Origin of the sequence: Carboxylicivirga taeanensis, assembly GCF_051851475.1 — a bacterium.
GTDB lineage: Bacteria > Bacteroidota > Bacteroidia > Bacteroidales > Marinilabiliaceae > Carboxylicivirga > Carboxylicivirga taeanensis.
The window spans coordinates 161,760-184,316 of sequence record NZ_JBPUSJ010000006.1 but is presented as its reverse complement, the minus strand read 5'-3'; the positions used below and the strand labels follow the sequence as shown (position 1 = coordinate 184,316).

General features: G+C 42.1%; 16 protein-coding genes. 2 read left to right on the top strand and 14 right to left on the bottom strand.

The window, feature by feature from the left end; translation table 11 throughout:
* Nucleotides 1-94: 94 nt before the first annotated feature.
* From ACSX1H_RS11245 to ACSX1H_RS11235, 3 genes are all read right to left on the bottom strand, one after another.
* The gene (locus ACSX1H_RS11245; RefSeq protein ID WP_439184000.1) at nt 95-532 is read right to left on the bottom strand and encodes an Hsp20/alpha crystallin family protein; all 438 of its coding nucleotides are present in this window, start codon (nt 530-532) and stop codon (nt 95-97) included.
* 375 nt (nt 533-907) lie between these two features.
* Nucleotides 908-1,501, bottom strand: coding sequence for an OmpW family outer membrane protein (locus ACSX1H_RS11240; RefSeq protein ID WP_439183999.1), 594 nt, complete (start codon nt 1,499-1,501; stop codon nt 908-910).
* Between the two features lie 31 nt (nt 1,502-1,532).
* A complete protein-coding gene (locus tag ACSX1H_RS11235; protein ID WP_439183997.1) occupies nt 1,533-2,156 on the bottom strand; it encodes a DUF4136 domain-containing protein in 624 nt (207 codons plus the stop codon).
* Between the two features lie 172 nt (nt 2,157-2,328).
* On the opposite strand from ACSX1H_RS11235, the gene ACSX1H_RS11230 reads away from it, so the two are divergent.
* Entirely contained in the window at nt 2,329-2,802 is a 474-nt protein-coding gene (locus ACSX1H_RS11230; RefSeq protein WP_439183996.1) for a hypothetical protein, read from the top strand.
* 47 nt (nt 2,803-2,849) lie between these two features.
* Here the strand turns inward: ACSX1H_RS11230 and gdhA (ACSX1H_RS11225) are convergent, their stop codons facing one another.
* Genes gdhA (ACSX1H_RS11225) through ACSX1H_RS11215 form a run of 3 tightly spaced genes read right to left on the bottom strand, consistent with a single transcriptional unit; the run spans nt 2,850 to nt 11,448 of the window.
* Nucleotides 2,850-4,187 carry an NADP-specific glutamate dehydrogenase gene (gene gdhA / locus ACSX1H_RS11225; protein ID WP_439183993.1) on the bottom strand — a complete coding sequence of 446 codons (1,338 nt, stop codon included), beginning with the start codon at nt 4,185-4,187 and terminating at the stop codon, nt 2,850-2,852.
* Nucleotides 4,188-4,199: 12 nt separating this feature from the next.
* Nucleotides 4,200-7,211: a PEP/pyruvate-binding domain-containing protein gene (locus tag ACSX1H_RS11220; RefSeq protein WP_439183991.1), complete on the bottom strand. Its 3,012-nt coding sequence runs from the start codon at nt 7,209-7,211 to the stop codon at nt 4,200-4,202.
* Between the two features lie 25 nt (nt 7,212-7,236).
* Nucleotides 7,237-11,448, bottom strand: coding sequence for a PEP/pyruvate-binding domain-containing protein (locus ACSX1H_RS11215; RefSeq protein WP_439183990.1), 4,212 nt, complete (start codon nt 11,446-11,448; stop codon nt 7,237-7,239).
* A gap of 188 nt (nt 11,449-11,636) precedes the next feature.
* Here ACSX1H_RS11215 and gdhA (ACSX1H_RS11210) point away from each other — a divergent pair, with 188 nt between their 5' ends.
* Nucleotides 11,637-13,073 carry an NADP-specific glutamate dehydrogenase gene (gene gdhA, locus ACSX1H_RS11210; protein WP_439183988.1) on the top strand — a complete coding sequence of 479 codons (1,437 nt, stop codon included), beginning with the start codon at nt 11,637-11,639 and terminating at the stop codon, nt 13,071-13,073.
* A 138-nt stretch (nt 13,074-13,211) separates the two neighbouring features.
* On the opposite strand, the gene ACSX1H_RS11205 is transcribed toward gdhA (ACSX1H_RS11210), so the two are convergent.
* The 8 genes from ACSX1H_RS11205 to ACSX1H_RS11170 form a co-directional block, all read right to left on the bottom strand.
* Nucleotides 13,212-13,685: an ExbD/TolR family protein gene (locus tag ACSX1H_RS11205; protein ID WP_439183987.1), complete on the bottom strand. Its 474-nt coding sequence runs from the start codon at nt 13,683-13,685 to the stop codon at nt 13,212-13,214.
* Nucleotide 13,686: 1 nt separating this feature from the next.
* The gene (locus ACSX1H_RS11200; RefSeq protein WP_439183985.1) at nt 13,687-14,262 is read right to left on the bottom strand and encodes an ExbD/TolR family protein; all 576 of its coding nucleotides are present in this window, start codon (nt 14,260-14,262) and stop codon (nt 13,687-13,689) included.
* A 39-nt stretch (nt 14,263-14,301) separates the two neighbouring features.
* Nucleotides 14,302-14,757, bottom strand: coding sequence for a hypothetical protein (locus ACSX1H_RS11195; RefSeq protein WP_439183982.1), 456 nt, complete (start codon nt 14,755-14,757; stop codon nt 14,302-14,304).
* An 8-nt stretch (nt 14,758-14,765) separates the two neighbouring features.
* The gene (locus ACSX1H_RS11190; RefSeq protein WP_439183981.1) at nt 14,766-15,575 is read right to left on the bottom strand and encodes a MotA/TolQ/ExbB proton channel family protein; all 810 of its coding nucleotides are present in this window, start codon (nt 15,573-15,575) and stop codon (nt 14,766-14,768) included.
* Nucleotides 15,576-15,893: 318 nt separating this feature from the next.
* Complete coding sequence (locus ACSX1H_RS11185) at nt 15,894-16,922, bottom strand: asparaginase (RefSeq protein WP_439183979.1); 1,029 nt, start codon at nt 16,920-16,922, stop codon at nt 15,894-15,896.
* Between the two features lie 17 nt (nt 16,923-16,939).
* Nucleotides 16,940-17,704, bottom strand: a complete 765-nt coding sequence (locus tag ACSX1H_RS11180) for a TatD family hydrolase (protein ID WP_439183977.1) — start codon at nt 17,702-17,704, stop codon at nt 16,940-16,942.
* A 140-nt stretch (nt 17,705-17,844) separates the two neighbouring features.
* Entirely contained in the window at nt 17,845-19,182 is a 1,338-nt protein-coding gene (gene gdhA / locus ACSX1H_RS11175) for an NADP-specific glutamate dehydrogenase (protein ID WP_439183975.1), read from the bottom strand.
* Between the two features lie 351 nt (nt 19,183-19,533).
* Nucleotides 19,534-22,458 carry an FAD-binding and (Fe-S)-binding domain-containing protein gene (locus ACSX1H_RS11170; RefSeq protein WP_439183974.1) on the bottom strand — a complete coding sequence of 975 codons (2,925 nt, stop codon included), beginning with the start codon at nt 22,456-22,458 and terminating at the stop codon, nt 19,534-19,536.
* Between the last annotated feature and the right edge of the window lie 99 nt (nt 22,459-22,557).

The window sequence follows — 22,557 nt, the reverse complement described above, 5'->3', positions numbered from 1 at the left end:
GAGAGTGCTAATTACTATTAATACAAGCAAGTGCACAAACAAAAAAAGGGGCACTCCTGCCCCTCTCTAAATATGTAATTAAGTAATCCAGTTATTAAAAAATATCAATCAATCGTTTTGGCTGCGCCTTAGCCTCTTCTTTTTTAGGCAACCAAATATTTAAGACCCCATTTTCGTACTTTGCGGATATTTTGGACTCTTTCACTTTATCCTTTGGTAAAGTAAATGAACGCTTAAAGCTACCGTACCTGAACTCATAATGCGAATAGTTCTTAGTTTCTTGCTTATCCTCTTTTACAGCCTCAATTGTTAATACATTATTGTCAAGTTCTACGTTAAAGTCCTTTTTGTTAAACCCTGGTGCAGCCACTTCAATGGCGAAAGCATCCTCATTTTCCTGTATATTTACCTTAGGCGTTTCAAAACGATAACCGCCATTAATATATTCAGCGTCCTTTAATAGTTCGTTACCAAAGAAATGGTTTAATAAACCTGTTTGAGGGTGCGCGTTGTTAAATCTTACTAGTCTCATAATTTTTACCTCCTATTATTTATGTTTTTATTGTTTTCTGTTTGGCGGATCTATTTCAATCATGGTGCCATATAGTTTAAACGGACACTCAGTCATAAACCAAACAGTATACAGTGCCATATTGTCTGCTTTTAAAAATAATAAATGTCAACATGTCACATATATCTATATACGGATCATCTTTATTTAAACTAGAAATAACAGAGAGGTAACTCCTATCGGTCGCTAAAAGGGGATCTTTGAATTGTTATGAGAGTTATTTTCCTCCCAACAATTCCTGTGTGTATAGAGGTTGCCTGGTGCAACCTCTTTTTCATTTAACAAAAAAAGCGGATAGACATGTCGCCTACCCGCTATGCAGAAAATAGTAATACCTTAGTAGTCCCAGCTAAAGCCAACATTAATGCCCAGCCAGTTTTGCTTATCAAGTTCCGATGTTTTAAACGATGTACTATAATCCAGACTAATTGCGAGACTTGCCCGGTAATTAATCGGAATAAGCACTCCGGCCTTTGGGGCTAGTGCCCATGACCATCCCTTGTAACTTGTTGAAAAAAGCCCATTGTCAATGCGCTGTTCCATATAAAATGTACCGGCAGCCAATCCAATAAAAGGTCGTACAACGGCATCATCATTTGCAAAATAATATTTACCCGTTGCCTGAATAGGAATTGCATTCAGGTATCTGTACTGATTGCTGGTAATAGCACCATCTTTAATTAAATAGGTGCCCCTATCTTTAGCTTCATAAAAAGTATTCCAGCCAACCAAAAGCCCAACACCAATGCTTGGATGTACAAACTGTTCAAACTCGATATTAGCCCCTCTGAAACTTGCAGGGTTAATATAGTCCTTAGTGTCTCCCATCGGTAATGCCATACCATAAAAAGCATTCGTTTTTGTTTGTGCACTTACCTCTAGACTAATGGCTGCGAGCACAACTATAATTAAAAACTTAATTAGTTTCATCTTTTCTATATTTAATAGGGTGAGGTAAATATTAGTTAAAAGGCACCTGATTAAACAGCTCATCGATGCCACGTTCTATGCGCTGCAACGTGTAGTCTTGACTACCTTGTATAAGCCCGTCCAGTGCACCAGAATATACCAAAGGCGCTGTTTGCTCATCATGATTTCGTTGCTCAAAGTCGGCCATCTCAATAATAACTGAACCTGTTTTGTAACTGTAGTATACCGGATACCAGGGATAGTAACCTCCCCAGCCCCATCCGGGGTAACCAGGGTACCAACCACCCCACCAACCCCCACCAGGAATCCAGGCCGCTCCTGAATTATTCTGCTCCAAAATAAAGATGGCAATGGCCAGAGAAGTATCCTGAACCGCCTCATTCATGCCCAAACCATCAAGCTTTTGGTGCATCTGGTCCAGAATATCATCATCATGCACTCGATTCGGATTATCCACTATTTCTCCGTTCTTCACATATACAATCTCCTCAGGCAGCGCATAGGTTTTTCCGCTAAGTGCATCCCAGGCATAGCTCTTATCATACTTAGAGATGGATGTATCGAGTTCGTCAACATATTCAGCCCCTCCCGGATAACAGCCAAAGACCATTAGCGCATAGGCAATGACCAAAAAATAATTCATTTGTGTTTTCATCTGATTATAGCTTTTAAAGGTTGGATAAGCACTAGCCACTTGCTGCGAATAACCCTCTTGTTTTTTAGTAGATCACAGCTTTAATTACTGCACATTTTATGTTTACAAAAGTAAATATATCACAATTTTTAGTTTATTTTTATGGAGCACAAACCAATAACATAAAAAAACTATGAAAAAGCAACTACTTGCCATCTGTATTTTTTTAATGGCACTATCAGGCATTAAGGCTCAAAACTCAGATCAGGAAATTGATTTAATTAGCTCCATACTTAAATCGGAAATAAAAGTGTTTTTTGCACAAAACATGAAGCTTTCGACCACAGATACCGAAACATTTTGGAGAATATATGATGAGTTTGAGCAAGCTTTGAAACCTTTGAGTCATCAACGCATTAACCTCTTAAAAGAAATTATTAAGAAGGAAGGCGCATTGTCAGATACTGAAGTAGATGAAAAAATTGCCTTACTCTATAAAACACAGAAATCACGATTGGCTCTGCGCATAAAATATTACAAGAAGATAAAAAAAGAGTTAGGCATTAGCGTTGCTGCTCAATTTTACCAGATTGATAGCTATATTTTTACTCAAGTGGCGGCTTCGATAAATGAAAGCATCCCCATGTTTGGTCCCCAAAAAAAATAGTGTTAATGACTTCTCCAGAGACCAATTTATTTTGTTCTTTGGAGAAATTACAAGGCCCCTTGATCAATCATTGCTTCGGCAACCCGCTGAAAGGCTGCTACATTAGCCCCACGCAAATAGTTAACCTGACTATTGTCTTTAGTTCCATGCTGACGACATAAACTATAGGTTCTCTCCATGATATCCTGAAGCCGTTTCTCAATTTCCTGATCGGTCCAGGACATTTTCATATTGTTCTGTGCCAGCTCCAAGGCCGAAATAGCAACACCTCCAACATTGGTTGCTTTACTGGGCACATAAACCAATGGCTGGTCGGACAGTGCCTGAATAGCTTCTTCGGTGCACGACTGGTCAGCTGCCTCAATTAAGTAGCGGCATTTATTTTTCAGAAGCAGACTGGCTTCCTCAATACCTATCTCATTTTGTATTGCACAAGGAATGGCAATATCACATTCCACCTCCCAGGGTTTCTTTCCTTCTACATACATAGTACCTGGAAACTCAATGGAATACGGCCTTACCAAATCTTCTGATGTTGCTCGTAGCTCAATTAAATACTCCAGCTTAACGGTATCAATTCCTGCCGGGTCATAGACATAACCATCTGGGCCAGAAATAGTGACCACCTTAGCCCCCAGAGCATTTGCTTTTTTAATAACACCATGGGCCATATTTCCAAACCCCGACACGGCAATGGTTTTTCCGCCTAACGAATCGTTATGGCGCTTTAACAACGAACGCAACAAATAAACAACGCCATATCCATTAGATTCGGCCTTTAACCCGGTCCCTCCCCAATCAGGCGATTTCCCGACAAAAGTTCCATTGTGCCGGTGACTCAACTTCTTATACATACCAAACAAATAGCCGATTTCACGAGCTCCCACCCCAATATCGCCTCCTGTAATATCGATATCAGACCCAATTACATCCCACAGCTGTAACATATAACTCTGGCAAAAACGCATGACTTCAGCTTCTGACTTTCCTTTCGGATCGAAGTCAGCTCCGCCCATCGCGCCTCCTAAAGGCAAGGAGGAAAGGCTATTTTTGAACACCTGCTCAAACGCCAGCATTTTAACAGTACCCAAAGATAAGGACGGATGAAAGCGCAACCCGCCGCTGTAGGGTCCTAACACATTGCTGTACTGAACGCGATATCCCCGATTAACAAATACCTTTCCACTATCGCTTAGCCACGGCACCTTAAAAAGCAGCACCCTATCAGGCTCTGTCAAACGCTCCAAAACGGCGGCATTGTTCAATCTATAATCATCTTTGATTCGATCTTCAACAGAGGCAAGAAGCAACCTGACGCTCTGAACAAACTCAGGTTCGTTGGGATTATTAAGTTCCAGGCGATAAAGAAATCTGTCGATACTCATAGCGCATATATTTTATTGAAGATTAAAATCAGGTGCAATATCTCCCTGCTCTTCAGCAGATGATGATGGCGGCAAAACCACACCGATACCTCTTTGTCCGTCAATTTTTATCTGGCAAGGGGCAGCCAGGCGCACATGCCTCACAAACTCATCTTCGTACAGTGCCGGGAGTCCATCCAGATAGGCGGTATCAATAAAGCCATCACCTATGGATGGTGTCACTGTAAAATACCCTACACGCAAACTGGTTAAGTTCTGAAAGAAGTGAGTGCCCTGCGAGGGATCAACCCTATAATTCTCCAAACCCGTTTCAACAATGAGGCGTGCTGCGGATATCTGAGTCCATTTCACCGGCACCCCCAACCAGGAGTCTTGCGAACCCCACCTGCCCGGTCCAATCAGGATATATGATTTTTGCCCTGAATGAAAAGGAGCGTTTAGTTTTTCGATAATTGGCACCAATTTGGTGTTATTCGAGGGGTGAAAGTTATCTTGCCTGATGTAAATCACATCTCTGATATCGTCAATAATACCATTGCCCAAAGCCGATGTTGAATGCACCAATGTATCCTTTGGCTCAATTTCTTCCAGCTTTTCAGTAATGGATTCTTTAGAGTCAACAATAGGCCTTATCTGCAGAAGGTAAAAAACAGGCGGATGTCCGGAGGGCACCTGTAAATCAACTGCAAACTCCACCTCAACGGGCTGATTCATTTCTTTTTGCCCAATCTCCATTACTTTCTGAATAATAGGCGCCAAGGGAAAAGCATCATATTTTAGTACATTTGCAAAAGTAACCAAGCGAAGTCCACTCGCCATTAGTCCATCGCGAACCATGTGATTATTATAGTCGTATACCGATCCCAACCACCGCAAGGTTCCGTGCTCTTCTGCTGTTTTTAAATCCATCTTCACAATATTGACCGAATCATTCACCGAGGCATGAAAACTCGATGATTTCAGATCCAGAGCAAAAAATTGTTTCTGCGTTTCCCGAACGGCCATATCGGGACTGGATAGCTGTAATATTTTCTGCGGGTACTTTGGTGAAAAACGCAGTGAAGCACTACCCTCTACAATGTGTTTGCCCAGTCCCATCGCTACATTCACCGTTCCATCCTCTGCCTTCTCCGGCTCTATTGGGTAAAAATTAACCGAACGTCCAACCCCCGAAAAGGTCGGATAAAAGACATCATCATGCTTTTGCCCCACTACTTCCTGAAGAACAATGCCCATACGCTCTTCATCAATCACATTCATCGTTGCTTCCATGTAGCGTTTACTTGAGCTGTAAAAAGCCGAAGCATAAACACATTTTATAGCGTTACATAACTGCTCCAGCACCACATTCTCCTCGCCCGTATTGGCAATCATATAGGTAGAGTAGATACCTGCAAAAGGCTGATAATGGCTATCTTCCAAAACACTGGATGAACGAACAGCAATGGGTTTATTAACCGTTGATATAAACTTATATAAATCGCCATGAATGCGTTCGGGCAGATGGCCTCTGACAAAAGCGTCGAGAATTTCCTCATCACTGGCATCAGACAATGCAACCGGATAGAGTTCATTCACCTCCATAAACTCATCAAACACATCGGTGCTAAGCACCACGGTGCGGGGAATGGTGATGATCACATTTTTAAAAGCATGAAAAGCGTCGTATTTTTTAATTAGCAGGTTAAGAAAGGCTAATCCTCTTGCTTTTCCGCCAATGGTTCCATCGCCAATACGCGTAAAAGTCAGGTACTCATCAAACCGCTCCCGATAGAATTTAGCTATCACACCGCGTGATTTACTGTATCGGAAATTGGCAATGGTATCAAACAAAAAGCGCTTGGTGGCATCCAAATTGGCAAAATCCTCTACTTTAAGGTGCTTTATCACTTCGGCTATTGAAAAAAGGGCCCGGGCATTTAACCACTTTGAAACATGGTCGCGCTGAAAATGGTACAATAATGATTCATCAGGAATCTGAAACAGTTTCTCCTGCAACTCCTTAAGGGAGCTGACGCGCCCCACCTCCTGACCGGTGGTTGGATTAATAAACACAAAGTCGCCAAAGGCCAGATACTTGTTGATGAAGCTTTTCAATCGCCGCAGTAATGACGACGAATGCTTATACAAAAAACCAACTTTGAGCTCTTTAGCAGCACTCTCCAGACTCCTGTTGGATGACTGCAGCAAAAGAGGCATGTACTTATTACGCTGCTTAACATACCTGGCCAGTTTAACACCTGCTTCGGTATCCTTCACCCCATCCTTTGAGTACGAGACATCTGAAATAATGCCCAGTAGATTATCCTCGTACTTGTCATATATGGCTATTGCTTCTTCGTAAGTGCGGGCCAGCATAATTTTAGGACGGCCGCGCATGCGCATCATCTTCTGATGCTCATTCAGCCCTTCATCCATGAACTTTTTGGCCTGTGTTAAAATAATCCGATAAATTAGCGGCAGATAGCTCGAATAAAAGCGCACCGAATCTTCGACCAAAAGAATAGCCTGCACCCCAACCTCTTCCACATCATGAGCCACATTCATCTCATCCTCGATGAGTTTGATAATGGCCAGCATAATATCTGCATTGCCCAACCAACAGAATATATAATCAATAGCACTCGTATCTTCACGCCGCATGCGCACGGATACTTCTCTGGAAAAGGGTGTAAGGACTACAATGGGTATTTTCGCGTAGGATTCTTTAACCCTCTTGGCCATTGAAAATGGATCCATCCCTCCAATACTAAGCATGGTGATAACCAAATCAATCTGCTCATCACCCAGCACCTGCAGCGCCTCTTCGGATGTTTCAACATGAATAAATTGAGGTGGATAACGCAAGTTAAGTGATACGTACTCATTAAAAATTTGCTCATCGATGCGCCCGTCCTCATCGAGCATAAAGGCATCGTACCCACTACAAATAAGCAATACCTTACGAATGCGTTTTTGCATAAGGTGCCCAAAAGGAGTTTCTGAAAAATAAGTACTGTGTTGTAAGTTGAGAGGATTTGTCATTCAATCGCTAATTAACAAGTTTCTGTTACAAGGTAACAATTGCTTTTCTTTTTTTACCATCCATTCGCACAACCAATGGGTTTGAAAACCGAATATGCCTGAAATACTTTGTTCGTTCTATTTCGGAGGCCTCTTGCAAAGCCTCCCACTTGATAAAGGATGCCTGCTCGCTTTTTACAATTGAACAGTAACCTACTTGCATGGTGGTTACATTATGAAAAAAATGTGACCCTCCAGAAGCTTCCAGGGGAAAGTCGTCCAGGTCTGTTTCAACAATCATTTTTGCATTAGATATTTGTGTCCACGAAACCGGTATGCCAATCCACGGATCACGCGTTCCCCAGCGCCCGGGTCCAATCAAAATATAATGCCGTTTTTCCTGCTTCATTTTGGCATTCAAACTTTCGATTTCACTGCTCATCTCTCTGGTTTTCGCCTTATCAAAAGCGGCGCTATCTACATAAATAATGTCGGTAAGAGTTTTATTCTCTCCATTACCCATACTTTGCGCCGATTGCAGGATAATATCATCCTCATTAATAGTGTCCATATTGATACTGTAGTTTTGGGCCCCACCCAGCAGCGGTTTAATCTGCAGCAGATAAAAAGTGGCCCGCCCTTTTTCATCTTTCGTGAGATCGACAGCAAACTCAATCTCAACCGGAGCTCCCATTGCTTCTTTCACCACATCCAAAACTACTTCGAGCGCTTTAGATAAAGGGATGTAATTATACTTGAGAATATCGGCAAAATCCAAAATACGTGGCCCTTGTGCATCCAGTCCGGGCTGAATAGTGTTATTATCAGGATTATAAACCGAGGCCAGATGGGCAATGGTTCCATGCATTTCGGCCTCATACACATCTAGTCGCACCATTCCGGCCGTTTCACCTTCGAGCAGGTTAAGCTGCTTCTTGCGAAGATCAACTGCATAAAACTCGGTTTGTGAGTTCTTAAATAAATCTTTGGGCGAGCAGTTATCCAGGTTAGGATAAACCGGACAAAATCGCAAAGCTTTTTCTCCATCCACCACATACTTACCAAAGCCCAGGGCCATCACCGCAAAACCATCTTCCGGGTTCATGTGCCCAAAAGCATAATAGTTATACGACTGAGCTACGCCACTAATGTGCGGATAAAACACATCTCCTTGAGTTTGTCCAACGGCTTCCTGTATGACAACGGCCATCTTTTCTTCCTCAACTTTAAAATCAACGGCTTCGGTAAATGCTCTGGCGGTATCACTAAATACCGATGCAAAAACCAACCTGATGGCATTACAAAGCTCCTTAAGCCGCTCCTGCGGGTTATCCGCATTATTGGGCAATAGATACGTCTCAAATACGCCTGAAAAGGGCTGTTTCTGGCTATCTTCCAATAAACCTGAAGAACGGACAGCCAGTGGGCCTTTAAAGATGGTTAGCAGGCGCTTTAATCGTTGAACCAAAGACATGGATAACTCACCCTTTAAAAACAGTTTTTTGATCTGGTGATAGCTCAGGTTACGAAAAATCAAATCGCGAAAATTATTCCGCTCCATAAACAGCTCGAACTCATCGGTTCCTACCACCGTGGTTCGTGGTGTACGAATAGTGATGCCCGGTACATAAGTGGCAAAATCGAAGTTGAACAGCAAGGTGTTAATAAACGACAATCCACGCCCCTTACCTCCCAATGAACCACCAGATAAACTCACTATATTGGCGTCCCCCACCGTATCGACCTCATCAAAATCTATTACCTTACCTTGATTTTTTTCTTCCCGATGGCGGGTTATCATATCTAAAAGATAGGAGCGTATTTCCTCAGCATCTTCAAAGTCGGTGATTCGGTACGGCGCAATCTTGCGGGCTATTTTTATCTCACCACGGGCCATCAACCACAAAGAGAAATGATTTTTTCGTGCATGATAAACAATGGATTCAACCGGCACCTTGCGCATTGTGCGCTCAAACTCTTTTAGATTGCGCGCCACTGCAATGGTACGTCCATTAGCATCCTTATAGGCAAAATTGCCAAAACCCAGGTAGTGACTTATAAATGTTTTAATATCCTGAATTAAGCTATCGGAGTATTTATTGATAAAAACAGTTTTGAGTTCATAGGCATCCTGCGAGTATTCAATTTTCGATGATTGCAGAATAACCGGCAAATCTTTAATGTGTGTTTTGGCGTAATTAACCAGTTCGAAGCCGGCATTCAAATTCATTTGTCCGTTCTTTGAAAACTCAACATCCGATATGAGGCACAACAGGTAATCGCGGTATTTCTCAAACAGCTCCAACGCCTCCTCGTATGTTCGTGCCAACAGTATTTTCGGACGGGCTTTCAGCCGGAGCACTGCATAGAGCTCATCCTCCTTAACATCATCAATTAATCGCTTGGTTTGCTCCAACACACTGGCATACAATAAAGGAAGATACTTGGAGTAATAGCGCACAGAATCTTCAACCAGCAAAATAACACGGGCCAAACCTATTTCCGTATCGTTCTCCACGTTGACCTTATCCTCCAAATGAAAAACCATGGATGAAAACACTTTCGGATCACCATTCCAGACAAAAAGCTCGTCTAACACTCCTAACTCAAGTTGCCTTGCCTGAAAATAAGGAATATCTCCATCATTATTGAGCAGCATAAAAATGGGGATGTAAGGATATTCTTTTTTGACCAGCTTGCTCAAAGCCATGGGCGATTGCTTTTCAACCCCTACCATAACAATAATTAAATCAAAATGCTTCTCATTGAGCTTGGCCATCGCCTCTTCATAAGTAGTAACCCCAGTGACTCGGGGCAAAAGGGACAGATGAAGCTGGTAAAATCCACCCATTACCTGCTCGGTAAAACGCCCCTCATTTTCAATAGCATAGGCATCATAGAGTGTTGATACCAACAAAATTTCCTTAACTCTGAAAGGCATTAAGTCGTGATAAATATCGCGAGCAGCATTATTCCGGTGCATAAAGTTTTGGAGCAAATGCTTACTGGTTCCCAGCGTCTCTGGTTTTACATCCGAATCAGGAACAAATATTTCCCGGCTCATCGGACGACTCACTTTTTCCATCAGGTTGCGAGCTTCCATTCCATTGAGGTAACCAACTAGCAGGTGGCAGATGTTAAGAATGAGGTCATTCTCCTCATTTAAAAACAATTCTTCCTGTGTCTTGGCCAGCTCTTTTAGATAGTATATTTCAACGGTACCTTTCTTCCCGCTAATGGTTTCGAACGAATGCCGCAGTAACCACGGCGTCACCACAAAACCATCGCTTAAAAACTCTTCCCCCTCATAGGTGATGCGGGCCACCGAATAGTTGGGATGCTGCATCCCCACGGGAATTACATCAACAATATGCCCAAGCGTATAGGCAACAGGCATCTGCAAGGAGATAATTCGTGCTGTTTCGTTAATCGTCTGCAATTCTTTAACCCGCTCCTGCCGCTCTGTTCGTTCTTTGGCAGCGAGCCGACCATTTAAGAAATCACTGAGTAGCCGGGAGAGGTTAATAAGCAAATCACGTTCTTCCGGCAAAAACGGATCGCCATTTAATGATGGAAACTCCTTGGTATAAAAAACATCGATGGAGCCTGACTGCCCGTCCATTGTTTGAATCCGTTGCGTTTGCACCCAATCAGTTTCAACGAAATACTCACTGGTGTACTCTTTAGACCCATAGGTAATGCGGGAGACGGTAAACTCTGGGTATTGCCAGCCCAACGGAATAATAAATGCCACTTGCTGCAACACATCATCTACCGATTTACCTTCGTTAATGATGCGGGTTGTGCGATTAATAGTGGACAGTTCCTTCAGGCGCTCTAAAGACTCTGAGTGGTGACGCTCGGCCACAATCCGGTTAATATATCCTGCCAGCATGCGGGCCACCTGATGAAGCAATACTCGTTCGTCGCGCGAAAAAACCCCTTCGTCTTTAGGTGGATGCTCATCGGCATAAAAGACATCAATAACACCCTTTTCGCCATCAATAGTTGAAAAACGCTCAGTTAAACCATTTAAGGACTCAACAAAGCCATCTGTCGTATAATCGATATTCTTAAAGGAGATGCGCACGCAGATATCCTGATAGCTGAAACCATCTTTAAGTACTTCAACTACCTCCTCAATGGTTTCATCAACAGGGTTCTCTTGCTGAATTACCTGTAGAATCATATTTAATACCACAAGCACTCTTTGCGACTCGGCCCCTGGCAGCATCATATGCTGAGTAATTGATGGCATAACTATCACATATTGATTGCCATTAAGTTACATAAAAAGCTTTAGAACTGCCTACTGAAAAGTACTTCTACAGGTCGAATTATCATCTTACGTTAATACCAATGAATAAGAGCACATAATAATCGCAAATTGAAAATATATTCCTTAACTTTTTTTATTAAAAATCGCTATAACCAAATCCTGATTTATTGAAAGAAAGTGTGCTAAAGGGAATAGCAGGAAACCATAAAACACTCGAGTTTGATATTAATAACCCTTTAAATGCAACGACTATGTCACACCTTTCATCATTAAACACCTCGGCATTTATGGCTGAGTTAATCGCCAGAAACCCGGCCGAACCAGAGTTCCATCAGGCTGTTCATGAAGTTGTCGAATCACTTGACTACTTTCTAAACGAAAACCCAAAATACAAGCATGCTCAAATTCTGGAACGCATGGTTGAACCAGAACGGGTCATTATGTTTAGAGTTCCATGGGTAAATGATAAAGGCGAAATGCGCGTTAATAGAGGCTACCGAATTGAGATGAACAGTGCTATAGGTCCTTATAAAGGAGGATTGCGTTTTCATCCAACTGTGAATTTAGGCATCCTTAAATTTCTGGCATTCGAGCAGGTTTTCAAAAACAGTCTAACCACCTTACCCATGGGAGGTGGTAAAGGCGGTAGCGATTTTGATCCTAAGGGGAAATCAGACAATGAAGTAATGCGATTTTGCCAGAGCTTCATGACGGAACTCTATCGCCATATTGGGGCAAATACAGATATACCTGCAGGGGACATTGGGGTAGGCGGACGAGAAATAGGCTTTTTATACGGACAGTATAAACGCATAGTGAACGAATTTACAGGCGTACTAACAGGAAAAGGGTTAAACTGGGGGGGCAGCCTCATTCGTCCTGAGGCCACAGGCTATGGCAATGTATACTTTGCTCAGGAAATGCTGAACACCAGAGGAGAAAGCTTTCAAGGGAAAAGAGTACTTGTATCAGGAGCAGGCAATGTTGCACAGTATACGGTTGAAAAAGTTAATGAATTGGGCGGAAAAGTGGTTACCTTGTCCGATTCCAATGGATACATATATGACCCGGATGGCATCTCTCCCGACAAATTGAAATTTGTGATGTACCTTAAAAACAACAAGCGGGGACGCATAAAAGAATATGCAGATAAATATGGCGTTAAGTACACCGAAGGAGAGCGCCCGTGGCATGAAAAAGCAGACATTGCTTTACCCAGTGCCACCCAGAATGAGATTAACGAAACTGAGTCTATCAATCTCATAGCCAATGGCTGCATTTGCGTGTCTGAAGGTGCCAATATGCCATCTACCCCCGAAGCAATAGAAGTTTTTATAGAAAAGGGCATTCTGTTTGGGCCAGGCAAAGCGGCCAATGCCGGTGGTGTTGCTGTTTCAGGCCTAGAAATGGCTCAGAATAGTATGCGCCTAAACTGGACCCGCGACGAAGTTGATAAGCGCCTCCATCTTATTATGCACAGTATTCATCAAACCTGTCGTCAATACGGCACGAAAGATAGTGGATTCATTAACTATGTTGATGGCGCGAATATTGGTGGTTTTGTAAAGGTTGCTGATGCCATGCTGGCTCAGGGAGCCGTATAAGTTAAACATTAAAGCAATATCGATGGATATCCTGTAAGCGTTAAATCGAACGCCAATCCTGACATTATTTTGAGGAGTTGCTCGAAATAAAAAGGGGAAGCCAATTTGACTCCCCCTTTTTACTATATCGATAAGTGATTATCTTTCTTTCACCATTTCGGCTGCTGAGTAGTTAATCTTCAACGCGGCAGCCTTACGTAAAGCCTGCTTAATATCAGTAATAATACCCATTGGACACTCCTTATCAGCTTTAATAGACACGGTCATTTTAGGCTGATCACTCTCACGCATTGCATCGCGCGATTGTGCAATATAACTTTGAATATCCGGTACAGACGCAAACTGGTCGTTCAACTGAACACGTGGTTCACTTCCGTATAAAGCCTGGAACTTTTTAGCAGGAACACCTACGTAGATAAAAGTAACCAACTCTTTTTTCTCCAATTTCGCTAACTCAGTTGCTTGAGCCGGTGCAATTTGCACCTTCAAATCAACCTCTTTCATAGTAGTAGACACCATGAAGAAGAAAAGCAACATGAAAACGATATCTGGTAATGAGGCCGTGTTAATAGCTTGCTGGCCTCCGCTCTTCTTTTTTCTGAACTTTGCCATACTAGTTACCCCCTATGTTTTTAGGTTCAGCCTCGGAAATCTTTTGAGGAAATACATCACGAACAGCACTTTGCTCTTCCTTTTCTAACTCCTCATAAATTTTACCAAATTTCCTTTTAGCTAGATCGTCTCTTAATTCATTATAGGCTCTTTGAAGTTCGTTTTGAACCATCAAATAAGTCTGATATTCAGTATCACGGTCGTTCTGCAGAGAAATTACTCCTTTAGTGACCTCTTGAACACCTAAAAGTTCTACCTCAATCTCCTTTTTCTCAGGAAGATTTTCATCATCCATTGGGTTTAAGATAAACTCTTTAGTTGCTTCTGTCAGGTCTCTTATCTCCATTGGCTTACCTTCTACCAATAATTGGTTCTGACTGTTGATAAGCACTGTGAATACGTTTCGCTCTTTAATAGGCGGCGTATCCTCAGGTTCTTCTTCTACGGGTGGTGGAAGAAGACGTGCTAAACCGGTGTCAGTATCCATGGTAGTGGTTACCAGGAAGAAGATAAGTAACAAGAAAGCAATATCTGCCATTGACCCTGCATTAACTTCTTGTACTTCTCTTTTTGCCATAGACAATTAATTTTATGATCCTTTTTCAGGATCGGGCCATTATTTAAACAGACGTGATAATTCTGTATACAGAATAGCTACAAGCACTATTCCGAACAGCAAATAAGTTCCATAAAGCATAGTACCAGCCATGGTTAACATGCTAGGAACGTTATCGGCACCTTGATAACCTATCAGTTGAAGAGGCGTATCGTCAGACAAGCCATATGCCACTAATGTAATAACTCCTAAAATAGCTATTGAAACTAATGAACGAACAGCATTTCTAGGATTCATCACCAAGTGGAATACTTCAAATAATAGTGATACACCAGCTGTAACATAAATTAATAGCTTTGCCCAGTTAAGGAAAGTCTCTGTATAGACTGGTGTGTCATGTGCTACACCATCTGCTTCTGTTAACCATTCGCCAAAATAGAACATTCCGGCAAATACCAAGGTTATTGCTAACAGCAGGTATAGTACAATATTTAAAATTTTCGAAAGCTTAGTCATAATGACAATTATTTTTTCATGTTATATTTTACCAAAATATCCAGTAGAGAGATTGAAGCATCTTCCATAGTATTTACAATACCATCAATTTTAGAAACGATGTAGTTGTAGAATACTTGAAGGATGATAGCTACGATCAAACCAGATACTGTGGTAATCAACGCTACTTTAATACCACCTGCTACAGCTGTTGCAGAGATAGTACCCATTGCCTGAATGCTATCGAAAGCATCGATCATACCGATTACTGTACCCATGAAACCAAGCATAGGCGCTAGTGAAATAAATAATGAAATCCAGGTAAGACCTTTTTCCAAAAGACCCATTTGAACTGAACCGTATGAAATAACTGATTTCTCAACTACTTCGATACCTTCGTCGAAACGGTCAAGTCCTTGGTAGAAAATAGATGCTACCGGACCTCTTGTGTTACGACACACTTCTTTAGCTGCTTCAACACCGCCGTCATTCAAGGCGTTCTCGATGTTCTGCAACAACTTCTTAGTGTTTGTAGAAGCTAAGTTCAGGTAAATAATTCTTTCGATACAGATTGCTAGACCGAAAATCAAAGCTAAAAGTACAAAGCTCATAAACATTGCACCACCTTCGATAAACTTGGCTTTAATCTGCTTGTGAATACCTTTTGGAGCCTCAGCAACATCTTCTGAAACTGCGGCAGGTTCTTCACTTGGAGCTGTTTGTTCAGCCACCTGTTCTGTAGCTTCGCCAGCTACATTTTCTTCTTCCTGAGCATAAACGGTATTGGCACCGGCACTCAGCATTCCAATTACTGCTAAAAACGCAAATAGCTTTTTCATAGTCTGCTAAAAATTTTGATTTGTATTAGTATTGTTAATACTCAAAATAGTTTAATGTCGTCCCCTTTTCCCTCCTTAACTGTAAGTTACAAAAAGGTTCAAACCCTTTAATTTTTCAGGGTTGCAAATTACAAAAAAAAAGTCAATTACAAACTCTGAACTGTTAATTTTCGTTATTGTCTACACTTTGTTTTACTCACGGAAATGAATTGATAAAACGCAATGTACCAGAGATCTCATTCTAAACTGTAACCTTCTATCTACTAAGCATCAATGCGACACCCGAATAATTGTTACAGCAGAATAACAAAGTGCATTCTAAATATGAATTTCGCCCTGAAGTGATTTCCCCAGCTCTACCTTCACCTGTTCTGTTGACGAACAATTGGCCAAAAGATACATCAACTTAGTTATTGCTGCTTCTGTCGTCATATCGTATCCGCTCACTACCCCAAGCTCGAGAAGGTGAACACCGGTTTCGTAACGCCACATTTCAACACTACCAGCCAAACATTGCGTCACATTTAAAATTATTATATTTCGATCGAGGGCCTCTTTCACCGCATCAAGAAACCATTGGGCAGTAGGGGCATTACCAGAACCATAAGTTTCCAGTACGACAGCCTTAATATTAGGAGCATTTAATATGGCTTTTACAACATCTCTATTTATCCCTGGAAAAATTCGCAACAAGGCCACATTGGTATCCATCTTTTTTGACACCCGAAAGGTGCCATTTAGGGTGGTGTACCTGATGTAAGGATAATTATACTTCAAGTGAATGCCTGCTTCTGCCAGGGGCGGATAATTATCGGAGCGAAAGGCATTAAAATGCTCTGCATTGTATTTGGTAGTGCGATTTCCTCTGAACAACTTATCCTTAAAATAAATACACACTTCGGGCACCAAAGCCTGCCTGTTTTTTTGTGCAGCTGCAATTTCCAAGGCGGTAATCAGGTTTTCTTTTCCATCGGTGCGGATAGTTCCAAGTGGCAACTGGCTTCCGGTAAGAACCACTGGTTTCTTAAGGTTTTGCAGCATAAAACTTAAAGCACTGGCTGTGTAGGCCATTGTATCGGTTCCATGCAATATAACAAACCCATCAAACAAGCTGTAGTTTTCCTCAATGATCTCGACCAGTTTAATCCACACATCAGGATGCATATCTGATGAATCAATAAGCGGCTCAAAAGAGAGACTTTTCACCTGGAAATCAAACCGTCTTAACTCAGGCACCTGTTTAGATATACTTTCAAAATCAAATGGCACCAACGAGTTGGTCTCCGGATCGATAACCATTCCAATCGTACCACCGGTATAAATAATTAATATCTTTCTCTCTTCCATAACCATTAAATTTTAATCTAAATATGGAACAACTGCTTGGCATTGGCAGTTGTTTGTTGCACCACTTGGGAAACCTCCATGTCAAAAACTGAAGCAATAGTTGCAGCCACTTTGTCTAAATAGGCTGGCTCATTTCTTCGTCCACGCATTGGAACCGGTGCAAGGTAAGGTGCATCGGTTTCTAACACCAGCCTCTCCAATGGCAAAACCTTAATGACGTCTCTCAGGTTAGTATTCTTAAATGTTACAACCCCATTAATCCCTACCATAAATCGTTCGTAAGCCAGAATGCGTTTCGCTTCCTCATGACCTCCACCAAAACTATGAAAAACTCCGGTCAGTTGCTCATCTGCCTGCGCATCGAGCACCTCAAAAACTTCAGGAAAAGCATCTCGGCAATGAATAACAATGGGCACCTGTTTTTCCTTGGCCCATTTTATTTGTTGCTCAAAAGCCTCCATTTGCTCTTTACGAAATGTTTTATCCCAGTATAAATCGATTCCTATTTCGCCAATAGCGATATAAGTTCGCTGATCGATGTAGTTCCGTGCAAGCGCTAAAGCCTCCTGGTAATTCTCATCAATGGCGGTAGGATGAATCCCCATCATTGCATAGCAGTAATTGCCGTAGGTCGCTTCTAGCTGATGCATAGCTTCAATCGTTTCAACATCTACGTTGGGCAACAAAATACTTTCAACCCCCTTGGCTTTGGCTCTTTTTACCACCTCTTCTCTATCCGAATCAAACTCAGGAAGGTAAATATGAGAATGCGTATCAATCACTTTTATTCATTTTGGTAAGCCACAAAAATACCAATGTTTATGGAGTTTCAAGCACTCCTGCGACTATTTACAGCCTCTTTCACTTACAAGAAGGCCGCCCCGGGGAGGAGACGGCCTGTATTTGTTGCATCAAGAAATATTTAAACAACACCCTGAGCGATCATGGCATCGGCTACTTTCACGAAACCACCAACGTTAGCTCCTTTGATGTAATTCACTTTGCCGTTTGGCTCAGTACCATACTTTATACATGCTGCATGTATGTCAGTCATGATTTGATCCAAACGCTCGTCCACTTCTTTCTCTGTCCAGTTTAAGCGCATGCTGTTCTGTGTCATTTCCAAACCAGAAACAGCTACACCACCAGCATTTACAGCTTTACCAGGAGCGAATGTGATTTTTTCAGATGCCAGGAACGCTGCCTCAGCAGTACATCCCATGTTCGAAGCTTCAGCAATCAACTGACAACCGTTAGCAATTAGAGTTTTAGCATCCTCCTCGTTAAGCTCATTCTGGATAGCACAAGGAATAGCAATGTCAACTTTCTGCTCCCAAGGCTTTTTACCTGCAAAGAACTGGGCACCGAATTTTTCGGCATAAGGCGCTACGATATCCTGGTTTGAAGCACGCAACTCAAGCATGTATTCAATTTTCTCACCTGTTACACCCTCTGAATCATAAATATATCCATCAGGACCAGAAATAGTTACCACTTTAGCACCATATTCCACGGCTTTTGACACGGCGCCCCAGGCTACGTTACCAAAACCTGAAACAGCAACGGTTTTACCCTTCATCATTTCTCCTTTGGCAGCTAGCATTTCGCGCACAAAATAGATGGCTCCGAAACCAGTTGCTTCCGGACGAATTAAACTGCCACCGTATTCGCGTCCTTTACCAGTTAATACACCAGTAAATTCGTTACGCAGTTTTTTATATTGGCCAAACATATAACCAATCTCACGACCACCAACACCTATATCACCAGCTGGCACATCGGTATTTGGCCCAATATGACGGAACAATTCGCTCATAAAGGCCTGGCAGAAACGCATAATTTCATTATCAGATTTTCCTTTTGGATTGAAATCCGATCCGCCTTTACCGCCACCCATAGGCAGGGTTGTCAAGCTGTTCTTGAAAGTTTGCTCAAAACCTAAGAATTTCAAACCACTCAAGGTTACACTTGGGTGGAAACGGATACCGCCTTTATAAGGTCCAATTGCTGAGTTGAACTCAACCCGGTAACCTCTGTTTACCTGAACCTCACCACTATCATCAACCCAAGGTACGCGGAACATGATCACCCTTTCAGGCTCTGTCATGCGCTCCAATATCTTAGCTTTTTTGTAGTGGGGATTTTCCTGGTAGAAATCCCAAACTGTTTCTACTACTTCTTGCACTGCTTGCAAAAATTCGTCTTCGCCAGGGTTCTTAACCCTAACGCTATCCATGAATTCCTTCATCTTAGCGTCCATATTGAAAAGGTATTAAATGTTGGATCTTGTTAATTGTAATTATTATGGTTCAAAAATAGATATTTTTAGATAACCTCATTATAATTTGTAAGGAAATTTCATTTTTAACACTTCTAATACTAAACCCTGATTAGCTGAATTTTACACTTTATGCAAACATGTTATTTAGCACTTTATGATAAAAATCACCTATTAAAGAACCCCCTAACGCTCAAAAACTGTAAGCAAGTGTCTTTTGTCATGTTTTTGACACATCAGTTATCGCCTTATTTTTGAAGCAAAATAAGCACTTACTATTTACGCTATTGCCCCCTTAAAAAACTGAGACTTTGAAAATAAACCGACCTTGCATTACTTAAGTGCCTCGAACAATACTTGAGCCGGATGCCCGGCTTCGACGCCTGTCCCATCTTTTATCTGGTGTCGACAAGACGTTCCGGCAGCAACAATCAGCGCATCGTCCTTGTGCTTTCTCACATCGGGGAACAACACGAGCTCTCCTATTTGCATTGACAAATCATAATGTTCCTTTTCAAATCCAAACGAACCTGCCATTCCACAACAACCAGATTTAATTTCCTCTGCTTTGTAGTTAACCGGTATCTCCAAAACCCGTTTTATCAAACTGGTGTCAGATAAAGATTTTTGATAGCAATGGGCATGGTATCGGATACTTTTGGACTCTTGTGTAAACAGGTGCCGATCAATCTTCCCCTGTTCCAACTGCTTTGCTAAAAACTCTTCCAGGGTATAGGTATTATCAGCTAACTTTTTTGCGTCATTTCTCAAGGACACATCCACCAAATCGATGTACTCATCGCGAATGGTCAAAACAGCTGATGGCTCCATACCGACCAACAGCTCCTCCTCATTTACAAGCACTGAAAGTTCCTTAACATTTTGATTAGCCAATTTAACAGCCTTCTTTAATAATCCTTTCGAGATATATGTGCGCCCACTCACCCGGGCCGGCAATACTTTTACCTCATAGCCCAAACGCTCCAATAAAAGAACAGTCGCTATTCCAACGTGAACATCGTTATAGTTGGTGAACTCATCGCTAAACAGATACACCGCCCCCTGCTCACCGGAAGTACTTTTGCGCTGACGATTCCACTTATCAAAGCTCACCTTTGACAACTTCGGCAACTGACGTTTTGATGAAATACCAATGTATTTTTCGTTGAGCTGCTTTAACCAATCAAAACCTATACATTTATTATATAGCGAAGAGAAAAAAGGCATCAAGAGTCTATTAACAACCGGTAAACCCGCGATGAGCCTCGAACGTAAGGGAACACCAAACTGACCATGGTAACTATGCAAAAACTCAGCCTTCAACTTTGTCATATCTACATTGCTCGGGCACTCTGTTTTACAGGCCTTACAGGATAAACACAGGTCTAAGACACTTTTCACCTCATCATAACCTAGTTTGGTGGCCGGAATTTCGCCGGCGAAAAACTCCCGGAGCATATTGGCTCTCGCCCTCGTTGTTTGCACCTCACTGCGCGATCCCATATAGCTCGGACACATCGTACCTCCAATCAAATGACTTTTTCGGCAATCGCCTGAACCAGTACATTTCTCGGCAGCTCGCATCATGCCCAATGTAGATGACCAGTCAAACATCACTTCTTTCTCAACATCCCGCCTGGCATGTTTATACCTTAAAGAGGTATTCATCGAAGGGGTATCGACAATTTTTTGAGCATTGAAAATAAAGTTTGGATCAAAAATCCGCTTCACCTGTTTGAACAATTGGTAATTGTGCTCGCCAACCATGATAGGAATAAACTGCCCCCGCAATCGGCCATCTCCATGCTCACCACTCAAAGAACCTTTGTATTTCTTGACAATAACCGCCGTTTCTAATGCAATTTGATGGAATAAATCAACGTCTTCCTGCTGCTTCATGTTTAAAACAGGCCGAAGGTGCAGCTCCCCGGTTCCGATATGTGCGTAGTAAACACATTCTTTACCAAACTTGCGCAGCATACTTTTGATTTCGGCAATAAAAGCTGGTAAATCAGCCGGGCGGACAGCTGTATCCTCAATCACCGGTACCGGACGTTCATCACCAGGCATATTTGCCAATACACCCAAGCCAGCTTTTCTTAAATTCCACACCTTTTTTATATCAGGCCCATACACGACCGGAAATGCATAGCCATACCCTTTCTCTTTCAGGGCCTCAATCATGTCGTTTGCTGAACCATCCACCTCATGTTTTGTATCACGAGCAAATTCAACCAAAAGCAAGGCCTCAGGATCTCCGTTCACAAAAAAGCGATTCTTATTTTGAAGAACATTTTCCTTGGTCAGATCCATAATCGCTTTATCCATTAACTCAACCGCCCCAGGCTGGCAAGCAAGGGCTACTAAGTTAGCTTCCAAGGCCTCTTCTAACGAGTGAAGGTGCACACAAACCAAGCCCTTTTCTTTAGGTGGCAAATCAACAAGCTGCAGCTTTATTTCGGTGGTAAACATGAGCGTTCCCTCCGAACCTGCCAATAGTTTGCACATATTAAAGGTTCCCCCATCTTCCTTAAAGGGATAGTCATACACTAAGTAATCAAGCGCGTACCCTGTATTTCGACGGTTAATTTCAGCATGCGGAAACTCCTTCCTTATAGCTTTTCTATTTTCTTTATCCGTTAATAAATCGCGAATACCGGCATATATCTCCCCTTCAAAGGATTCTTTGCGACATTTCTGCTCAAACTCCCATTTTTGTATTGCCTTGAAGGTAGCCTCTTCCCCATTACTTAGGTAACCTTTTATTTCGAGGGTATGATCGCGTGTACTACCATATAATAAAGAGTGCGCCCCACACGAATTATTACCAACCATTCCTCCAATCATACACCTGTTTGATGTTGAAGTTTCCGGACCAAAGAACAGTCCGTAAGACTCGAGGTGCTGATTCAGCTCATCCAACACAACGCCGGGCTCCACACGCACCCACTTATCCTTTGCATTAACCTCCAGAATTTTATTCAGATAACGTCCTGCATCAACCACTAGTCCGCCTCCAACAACCTGACCTGCCAGCGATGTTCCGGCTGCCCTTGGAATTAACGAAATCCCATGCCTGGCTGCAAAAAGAACGATCTCTTTTATATCAAGAGCATCTTTGGGTGTTACCACCCCCAACGGCTTCTCACAGTAAGCTGAGGCATCGGTACTGTATATCACCCTCGACACCTCATCCAACTCAAGTCGCCCCTTTATTTTATTTCTTAACTCCTCAAACGAATACTGCTCTTCATTCATAATCAATAAGTTTACAACCAAGCATTAATACCCTTTGCGACTCACACAAACAAAATCATAACATATCTGTTTGGTGAATAACACAAGATTATAACGCAG

Bases quoted from the DNA above. Each gene is read 5' to 3' on its own strand.
- gdhA (WP_439183993.1), bottom strand. From the start codon at position 4,187: ATGAGTATCGACAGATTTCTTTATCGCCTGGAACTTAATAATCCCAAC.
- ACSX1H_RS11200 (WP_439183985.1), bottom strand. From the start codon at position 14,262: ATGGCAAAAAGAGAAGTACAAGAAGTTAATGCAGGGTCAATGGCAGAT.
- ACSX1H_RS11230 (WP_439183996.1), top strand. From the start codon at position 2,329: ATGAAAAAGCAACTACTTGCCATCTGTATTTTTTTAATGGCACTATCA.
- gdhA (WP_439183975.1), bottom strand. From the start codon at position 19,182: ATGGACGCTAAGATGAAGGAATTCATGGATAGCGTTAGGGTTAAGAAC.
- ACSX1H_RS11190 (WP_439183981.1), bottom strand. From the start codon at position 15,575: ATGAAAAAGCTATTTGCGTTTTTAGCAGTAATTGGAATGCTGAGTGCC.
- ACSX1H_RS11205 (WP_439183987.1), bottom strand. From the start codon at position 13,685: ATGGCAAAGTTCAGAAAAAAGAAGAGCGGAGGCCAGCAAGCTATTAAC.
- ACSX1H_RS11195 (WP_439183982.1), bottom strand. From the start codon at position 14,757: ATGACTAAGCTTTCGAAAATTTTAAATATTGTACTATACCTGCTGTTA.
- ACSX1H_RS11240 (WP_439183999.1), bottom strand. From the start codon at position 1,501: ATGAAACTAATTAAGTTTTTAATTATAGTTGTGCTCGCAGCCATTAGT.
- ACSX1H_RS11235 (WP_439183997.1), bottom strand. From the start codon at position 2,156: ATGAAAACACAAATGAATTATTTTTTGGTCATTGCCTATGCGCTAATG.
- ACSX1H_RS11245 (WP_439184000.1), bottom strand. From the start codon at position 532: ATGAGACTAGTAAGATTTAACAACGCGCACCCTCAAACAGGTTTATTA.
- ACSX1H_RS11185 (WP_439183979.1), bottom strand. From the start codon at position 16,922: ATGGAAGAGAGAAAGATATTAATTATTTATACCGGTGGTACGATTGGA.
- ACSX1H_RS11215 (WP_439183990.1), bottom strand. From the start codon at position 11,448: ATGCCATCAATTACTCAGCATATGATGCTGCCAGGGGCCGAGTCGCAA.
- ACSX1H_RS11220 (WP_439183991.1), bottom strand. From the start codon at position 7,211: ATGACAAATCCTCTCAACTTACAACACAGTACTTATTTTTCAGAAACT.
- ACSX1H_RS11170 (WP_439183974.1), bottom strand. From the start codon at position 22,458: ATGAATGAAGAGCAGTATTCGTTTGAGGAGTTAAGAAATAAAATAAAG.